6 protein-coding genes are annotated in these 8,427 nt (G+C 66.3%); 3 read left to right on the top strand and 3 right to left on the bottom strand.

The annotated features are described in order from the left end of the window. The first annotated feature begins 175 nt into the window (after positions 1–175). The 3 genes from PQR02_RS27985 (at position 176) to PQR02_RS27995 (ending at position 4,914) form a co-directional block, all read left to right on the top strand. On the top strand, positions 176–3,097 hold the full coding sequence (locus PQR02_RS27985) for a molybdopterin-dependent oxidoreductase (protein WP_408239040.1): 2,922 nt from the start codon (positions 176–178) through the stop codon (positions 3,095–3,097). Between the two features lie 102 nt (positions 3,098–3,199). Beyond that, positions 3,200–3,943 carry a 4Fe-4S dicluster domain-containing protein gene (locus PQR02_RS27990; protein ID WP_408239043.1) on the top strand — a complete coding sequence of 248 codons (744 nt, stop codon included), beginning with the start codon at positions 3,200–3,202 and terminating at the stop codon, positions 3,941–3,943. Between the two features lie 20 nt (positions 3,944–3,963). Continuing rightward, positions 3,964–4,914 (top strand): dimethyl sulfoxide reductase anchor subunit family protein, encoded by a 951-nt coding sequence (locus tag PQR02_RS27995; RefSeq protein WP_408239046.1) that lies wholly within the window; start codon positions 3,964–3,966, stop codon positions 4,912–4,914. Here the strand turns inward: PQR02_RS27995 and PQR02_RS28000 are convergent. From PQR02_RS28000 to PQR02_RS28010, 3 genes are all read right to left on the bottom strand, one after another. Continuing rightward, positions 4,911–5,063: a hypothetical protein gene (locus tag PQR02_RS28000; RefSeq protein ID WP_408239049.1), complete on the bottom strand. Its 153-nt coding sequence runs from the start codon at positions 5,061–5,063 to the stop codon at positions 4,911–4,913. The genes PQR02_RS27995 and PQR02_RS28000 overlap by 4 nt on opposite strands. Continuing rightward, complete coding sequence (locus PQR02_RS28005) at positions 5,054–7,627, bottom strand: adenosylcobalamin-dependent ribonucleoside-diphosphate reductase (RefSeq protein ID WP_408239052.1); 2,574 nt, start codon at positions 7,625–7,627, stop codon at positions 5,054–5,056. The genes PQR02_RS28000 and PQR02_RS28005 overlap by 10 nt, the downstream gene beginning before the upstream one ends. A gap of 382 nt (positions 7,628–8,009) precedes the next feature. Continuing rightward, positions 8,010–8,297, bottom strand: a complete 288-nt coding sequence (locus PQR02_RS28010) for a DUF3331 domain-containing protein (protein ID WP_094779583.1) — start codon at positions 8,295–8,297, stop codon at positions 8,010–8,012. Positions 8,298–8,427: the final 130 nt, after the last annotated feature.

The raw sequence follows: 8,427 nt of genomic DNA on the forward strand, positions 1-8,427 counted from the left end.
CGCGGCTCGCAAACCGCTGATTGAAAAAGCGTCCCACTGAAAGCCAGACCGAAACTATCGGCACCGCCGATAGTTCCTCTTGCAAATCGCGATTTCTCTTCCGACGCCGGTGCGCATAGGATGGTCGTCACTGCATCCCGCTTCGACACCCTCCCAGCAGCGACGGAGATTCCGTATGGAACACCACCCCCGCACCCAGAACGAACGGCTCGACGTCAAAACCACCACCTGCTACATGTGCGCCTGCCGCTGCGGTATTCGCGTGCATCTGCGTGACGGCGAGGTGCGCTACATCGACGGCAATCCGGAGCATCCGCTGAACCAGGGCGTGATTTGCGCGAAGGGCGCCTCGGGCATCATGAAGCAGTACTCGCCCGCGCGCCTGACCCAGCCGCTGATGCGCAAGCCTGGCGCGGAGCGGGGCAGCGCGCAGTTCGAGCCGGTGTCGTGGGAAGTCGCTTTTGACGTACTCGAAAAGCGCCTCGCCGCGATCCGCGGCACCGATCCAAAAAAGTTCGCGCTCTTCACCGGCCGCGACCAGATGCAGGCGCTGACCGGCCTGTTCGCGAAGCAGTTCGGCACGCCTAACTACGCCGCGCACGGCGGCTTCTGCTCGGCCAACATGGCAGCCGGCATGATCTATACGATAGGCGGCTCGTTCTGGGAATTCGGCGGCCCGGATCTGGACAGCGCCAAACTGTTCTTCATGATCGGCACGGCGGAGGACCATCATTCGAATCCGCTGAAAATCGCGATCTCGAAGTTCAAGCGTGCGGGCGGCCGGTTTATCGCGATCAATCCGATCCGTACCGGCTACGCGGCGATTGCCGACGAGTGGGTGCCGATCAAACCCGGCACCGACGGCGCGCTGTTCATGGCCTTCCTGCACGAACTGATTGCCGCCGACGCGTGGGATCACGAGTTCGTGCGCCGCTATACGAACGCGGCGGAACTCGTCGATCTCGACGAGACCAGCGAAAATTTCGGGCTGTTCGTGCGCGATCCGCAGCGGCCCGCCGGCAATCCGCTGTTTCCGCAGAATCACCTGTGGTGGGATGCGCAAGCCGGGCGCGCGGTGCCGCATCACGCGAACGGCGTGACGCCCGCGCTGGACGGCCGCTATACGCTCGACGACGGCACGCCCGTCACGCCGTCGTTCGCGTTGTTGCGCGAGCGCGTGGCCGGATGCACGCCCGAGTGGGCCGCCGCCATCACCGGCATCGCGGCGGACACGATTCGCCGCCTCGCTGGCGAAATGATCCAGACGAGTCGCGAGCACCGCATCACGCTGCCGATTCGCTGGACCGACGCGTGGGGCGAGACGCACGAAACGGTCACCGGCAATCCGGTCGCGTTTCACGCCATGCGCGGACTCGCCGCGCACTCCAACGGCTTCCAGTCGATCCGCGCGCTCGCCGTGCTGATGTCGCTGCTCGGCACGATCGATTGTCCTGGCGGCTTTCGTCACAAGTCGCCGTTTCCGCGCGCGGTGCCGCCGTCGGCGAAACCGCCGAACAGCCCAGACGCCGTCAGGCCGAACACGCCGCTCGCCACCGGCCCGCTCGGCTGGCCCGCCGCGCCCGAGGACCTGTTCATCGACGAACACGGCGGCCCGGTGCGAATCGACAAGGCGTTCTCGTGGGAATATCCGCTCGCGGTGCACGGCCTGATGCACAGCGTGATCACCAACGCGTGGCGCGGCGATCCCTATCCGATCGACACGCTGATGATTTTCATGGCCAACATGGCGTGGAATTCGTCGATGAATACGATGAAAGTGCGCGAGATGCTGGCCGACAGGCACGCGAACGGCGAGTACAAGATCCCGTTTCTGGTGGTGTGCGACGCGTTCCAGTCGGAGATGACTGCGTTCGCCGATCTGATCCTGCCGGACACGACCTACCTCGAACGGCACGATGCGATGTCGATGCTCGACCGGCCGATCTCCGAATTCGACGGCCCGGTGGATTCGGTGCGTGTGCCGGTCGTGCCGCCCACGGGCGAGTGCAAGCCGTTCCAGGAAGTGCTGATCGAACTCGCGTCGCGGCTAAAGTTTCCCGCGTTCACCACGGCCGACGGCGCGCGGCGCTTTCGCGACTATCCCGACTTCATCATCAATCACACGACCGCGCCGGACTCCGGCGTGGGCTTTCTGATGGGCTGGCGCGGCAAGGACGGCGACAAGGCGCTGGTGGGCGAGCCGAATCCGCGGCAATGGGAGCAGTACGCGAAGAACAATTGCGTGTTCCATTACCGGTTACCCGAAACCTTGCAGTACATGCGCAACTGCAACGGACCGTACCTCGAGTGGGCGGTCAGCAACGGCCTTCGCAAATTCAGCGAGCCAATCCTGATCCAGCTTTACTCCGACGTGATGCAGAAGTTCAGGCTCGCCGCGCAAGGGCGCACGAGCGGCAGGCAGCCGCCGGACCATTTGCGCGAGCGCGTGGCAGAGTATTTCGACCCGCTGCCGTTCTGGTACGCGCCGCTCGAAAGCGCGGCCACCGATCTCGCGCGCTTCCCGCTCGTCGCGGTGACGCAACGGCCGATGGCGATGTACCACTCGTGGGACTCGCAGAACGCATGGCTGCGGCAGATTCACGGCGAGAACTATCTGTACATGAATCCGCTGATGGCCGCCGAACACGGCATTGCCGACGGCAGCTGGATCTACGCCGAATCGCAATGGGGCCGCGTGCGCTGCATGGCGCGCTTCAGCGAGACCGTCGAGCCGGGCACGGTGTGGACGTGGAACGCGATCGGCAAGGCGGCGGGCGCATGGAATCTCGGCCCTGACGCAAACGAAGCGCGGCGCGGCTTCCTGCTCAATCACCTGATCACCGACGAACTGCCCGGCCACGACCACGCGGCCTCGCGGGTGTCGAACTCCGATCCGGTGACCGGCCAGGCCGCGTGGTACGACGTGCGCGTGCGCATCTATCCGGCCGAGGCGGATGCGCGGCACACACTGCCCCAGTTCGCCGCGATGCCCGCGCTGCCGGGATCGACCGGCGTGATCTCGCGGATCGTGCAGACCTACTTCGCGGGACGCGGCGAGTTCGCGGCGCGGCTCTCCGGCGCGAACCGGCGCAAGTAGCGAGTCACCGGTGGCGGCGATGAATGCAGGCAGGGTGGCGGCGAGCGTTGCAACAATCGCGGCGCAAGTGCTGTCAGTGTCGACAGCAGCAAGGAGATTTTGATGACCCAGATGGCGTTGGTGATCGATCTGAACGTGTGCGTGGGCTGCCAGGCGTGCGTGACGAGTTGCAAGGAGTGGAACACGTCCGGCGAATCGGGCAGTCTCGCCGACCTGAACCCATACGATGCGGACCCGTCCGGCACGTTCTTCAATCGCGTGCAGACTTTCGAAGCCGGCAGTTTCCCGAATGCCGAGACGATCCACTTTCCAAAATCGTGTCTGCACTGCGAGGACCCGCCATGCGTGCCGGTCTGTCCGACCGGCGCGAGCTACAAGCGCAAGGAGGACGGCCTGGTGCTGGTCGATTTCGACCGCTGCATCGGCTGCAAGTATTGCGCGTGGGCCTGTCCGTACGGTGCGCGCGAGCTCGACGAGGCGCGCAAGGAAATGACCAAGTGCACGCTGTGCGTCGATCGGATCCATGATGAAAATCTCTCCGAGCGAGACCGGCAGCCGGCTTGCGTGCTGGCGTGCCCGACCTCGGCGCGGCTGTTCGGCGACATTCACGACCCGCAGTCGGTGGTGTCGAAAGCGATCGAGGAGCGCGGCGGTTATCAGTTGATGCCCGAGTGGAACACCCGGCCCGCGAATCACTATCTGCCGCGCGTGCCGACCGTGGCTTCGGGCTGCGGCGGCGACGCGTGCTCGTGCAAAACAGCCGACGCGGCCGAGCCGCCGGCTTCGCTCGACGCACAACTCGAGCGCGGCACACTCCATCTCGCGTCGATCGCGACGCGCATCTAGCGAACCCACAGGACCTCAAGATGAATCCGGCATTTTCCGTAGTGTTCCTCACTACTTTAAGCGGCGCGGCCCAAGGCCTGCTGATCGCGCTCGTCGGCGTGGAGAGCGCGGCTCAACTCGGGGTGCTCGCGCCGCCTCCGGCTGCGTTCTACATTATCGGCAGTGTGGTGTCGGTGCTGTTGGGCGGACTCGGACTGCTCGCGTCGTTCTTCCATCTCGGTCATCCCGAGCGCGCCTGGCGCGCGATAGCGATGTGGCGAACCTCGTGGCTGTCGCGCGAATGTCTGTGCCTGCCCGCGTTTCTCGCCTGCGCGTTTTGCTACGGCGTTGCGCATTGGTTCGGTTCGCCTTGGTCGCTCGCGCTCGGCTGGCTCGGCGTGCTGGCGAGCGCGACGCTGTTCGTCTGCACCGCGATGATCTACGCGTGCCTGCGCTTCCTGCAGGAATGGGCGACGCCGCTCACCCTGGTCAACTTCGCGCTGCTCGGCTGCGCGTCGGGCTTCACGCTGGCCACGGCGCTGAGCGCATGGTGCGCGCCCGCGTTGACCGCGGGGCTCGCGATCTGCGCCTGCGTGCTGACGCTCGCGGGCTGCGCGAGCCGCACGGCGTCGCTCGTGCGCAATGCGCGCCTGCGGCCGAAGTCGACGGTGCAGAGCGCGACCGGCATCCACAATCCGAAGCTCGTCCAGGTGTCGCGCGGCTTCACCGCCGGCGCGTTCAATCTGCGCGAGTTCTTTCATGGCCAGTCGGCGGGGACGCTGCGGGGCGTCAAGTGGGGCTTCCTCGCGGCCGCGTTCGTCGCGCCGGTCGTGCTGATGGCGCTCGGCGCGAACCTGCATTCGATCGGCGTCTCGCTCGGCCTGCTGGCCGCGGCTTGTCTCGTGCAGTACGCGGGGCTCGTCGCGGAACGATGGTTTTTCTTCGCCGAAGCGAAGCACCCGCAGAACCTCTATTACGCGAGAGTCGGCTAAAGCGCGGCCTCGGATGGCCGCGCGGTCGTGCCGCGCGGGATCGGCCCGATTGGCAGCCGCTCGCGCGGCGGCGATTCGCCGTCGGCCAGCCAGTTGGCGAGCGCGCGCGGCGCGCTCGCCGGGTTGGCAGGCGGGCGGCTTATCCGCATGCGCCGACTTCTCCACACGCCGTGCAGAAATCGCACCCATCCTTGCGAATCACCGCATTCGCACCGCACGAGCCGCACTTGCGCCCAAGCATCGTGAACAGTCCGTGCGCGCCGCCGGACTGCGTCAACGCGGCGTCGTCAGCGGCGTCGGCGGGATGCGCACGGATACCGAAATCCGCCGACAAAGCCGTCTCCGCCTTCCTCTGCCCGCGCGGCAACCGCGCCAGCATGCGCGAGGCCACCTGATTGCCTTCAGCGTCGAGAAAGCCACGCCGATACAGAATCTGCTGGATCGCGAACGCGAGCGCGGCCACTTCCGAATCGTGCCAGCGCGGCGCGCGATGTCCGTCCAGACGTTGCACGTCGCCGAGCCGGACCTGCCCGCGATCCCACGAGACCTTGCGCATGTCCTGCAAATTGCGCGCGACAAATCCGCCGCGCGCGGCGAGCGACAGCGAGCGCATCGTCGCCGTGATCCATTGCTGCGATTCGTCGCGCTGGCCGGTGGGAATGAAGAACTCGATAGGCCGCTCGATCGTCACGTCCTCGCCGCCCAGGCGTCCGGTCACCTCGATAAACGATACCGCCACGTAGAGCGACTTCTTGCCGGCCTGGGTCAGATATTCGACCTTCTCGATGATCGCCGGCAATTCGCCTTTGGGCCGATGGTCGATTGCGATGCGCAGCGGATCGAGGTCGCTCTCGGCGAGCGTGTCGTCCGCCTGCGGCGGGCTCACGCTGAGCACCGCGCCGAGCGTCTCGTTCGGCCGGTACGTCGCGAGGCCCTTGAGGCCGCTTTTCCACGCGTCGAAATAGAGGCTTTCGAACGCTTCGAACGGATAGTCCGCGGGCACGTTCACCGTCTTCGAAATCGACGTGTCCACGTAAGGCTGCACGGCCGCCATCATGTCGAGGTGATCGCGCGCCGACATCTGCAGCGCGCTGACGAAATACTCCGGCAGCTTGCCGACATCACCGCCCAGTTCGCGGTAGAGCCGGTACGCGTGGTCCTCGACTTCGAACGATTCGCGGCCGCCGTCGGCCATCACCTTCATGCGCGTGTAGGTCCACGAGAAGGCCGGCTCGATGCCGTTCGACGCGTTGTCCGCGAACGCGAGGCTCACCGTGCCGGTCGGCGCGATCGACAGCAGATGGCTGTTGCGGATGCCGTCGCGGCGGATCGCCTGCTTGATGTCCTCGGGCAGGCGCGACGCAAAAGTGCCTGCCTCCAGATAGCGCTCGGCGTCGAAGAGGGCAAACGCGCCGCGCTCTTTCGCCAGTTCCACCGACGCCCGATATGCCTCGTCGCGCATCAGCCGCGCAATGCGCACGGCGAAGTCGCGGCCTTCCTGCGAGTTGTAGCGCAAGCCCAGCATCACGAGCGTGTCGCCGAGTCCGGTGAAGCCCACGCCGATGCGCCGCTTCGCGCGCGACTCCTCGTATTGCTGCGGCAGCGGCCACAGCGTCACGTCGAGCACGTTGTCGAGAAAGCGCACCTGGGTGCGGGTGCGCTGCGCGAGACCGTCCCAGTCGAACGAGGGCTGGCGGCCTTGCATCTGCGCGAACGGATCGACCACGAAGCGCGTCAGGTTCAACGGCCCGAGATTGCAGCAGCCGTACGCCGGCAGCGGTTGCTCGCCGCACGGGTTGGTGGCGCGAATCGTTTCGACGGCGCGCAGATTGTTGTCTTCGTTCATCCGCGAGATGAACACGATGCCCGGTTCCGCGACGTCGTAAGTGGAGCGCATGATGCGATCCCAGATCTCGCGGGCGGGGCGCTCGCTGTACACCCACAGGCCGTCCTCGCGTTGCCGCACGTCGCCGGCCGAGCGCAGCGCCGGCGACGGCTCGGCGCGATGCACCAGTTGCCAGGGCTGATCCTGTTCGACCGCGCGCATGAATTCATCGGTGACGCCGACCGACACGTTGAAGTTGTTCCAGCGGCCCTTCGAATGCTTGGCCTCGATGAATTCGAGCAGGTCGGGATGGTCGCAATCGAGCACGGCCATCTGCGCGCCGCGCCGCGAGCCGGCGCTTTCGACGGTGCGGCACGAGGCGTCGAACACGTCCATATAGCTGCACGGGCCGGACGCCGACGAACTGGTGGTGTGCACGCGCGCGCCCTTGGGCCGGATCGCGGAGAAGTTGTAGCCGACGCCGCCGCCGCGGCGCATGGTTTCGGCCGCCTGCAGCAGCGCGACGTAGATGCCGGGCAGGCCCTGTTCGTCGACACCCTGGATCGCGTCGCCGACCGGCTGCACGAAGCAGTTGATCAGCGTGGCGGCGATCCCGGTGCCGGCCGCGCTCATGATGCGGCCGGCGCCGAGCGCGCCGTGCCGCAGATTGTCGACGAAGAGCGCTTCGACCGATTCGCGCAGTTGCGGCGGCTCCGCCTCGGCGACGCCGCGCGCGACGCGCTTGAAGACGTCGTCGGCCGATTGTTCGGCGCCCTTCGCGTATTTTTCGAGCAGAACGTCAAGGGAAAATTGCTGGGGTGCGACGGGAACAGCGGGGGGAGCGGGAGGCGCCGATGCCGGGCGGGTTTGCGCCGTGTCTTCTGCCATGATGGGCCCTCAAACGGCGCCGCAACGGACGCGGCGCGGTGGTGGAACGGCGGGTCGTTGCCGTCGCGCGGGGTGCGGGCGGCTGACTTCACGCAGCGAGGTCCACCTTAGCGCAGGCGGCGCAGAGCCGCAATCGGAGGGTGCGGGAGGCGCGGCGCTGCACGGCCGTGCAGGTGGCCGGGTGCATTTCGTGCGGGGTATGGCTTGCGGGGCGGGTGCGCGCTTTGTGCGCCGTGCGCCGCCGGCAAGGATGCCGGCAAAAAAAGCGGCCAAAAGGGGTCAATCTGGGATCAGAAGATCGAAGCGGGTTGCAAGCGTGGTCGAAGCGTGGTCAGGCGGGTTCAAAACATGGCCGAAGCGGCAAGCGCGGTGTGCCGCCGCGTCAGGCGGCTTCTGCCAGCGCGCCCAGAATTTCGGCACAGATCATTGCGGAAGCATTGGACGGCGCCGGCCGTTCCGCCGGCTTGAACACCGCGTCGCCGCGGCGGATCTTGCGGCGCGACACCGCGCAGGTGCCCGACGTATGCGCCGACCTGCGCCGCCAGCGCTGCTCGCCGTAATGACAGCGGCCCGGTTCGACCCAGCGGATGACCAGCGTCGTGTCGGAGCGCTCGAGGATTTCGATGCGTACGCCATTGGTACCGTCAAGGGGGATGGACTCTAAGGTCATCATCGTCGGCTCCGTATTGTGGAGAGCTGAATGTAGTCCTGCGAGCGCCGGATAGCCATTCTGCCCCGGTTGAAACACTGTTCTCCGAATAGCAACAATGCCGCTTGACATTCGCGATCGCCCGAAATGA

The organism is Paraburkholderia sediminicola, assembly GCF_046026895.1.
GTDB classification, from domain to species: domain Bacteria; phylum Pseudomonadota; class Gammaproteobacteria; order Burkholderiales; family Burkholderiaceae; genus Paraburkholderia; species Paraburkholderia sediminicola_C.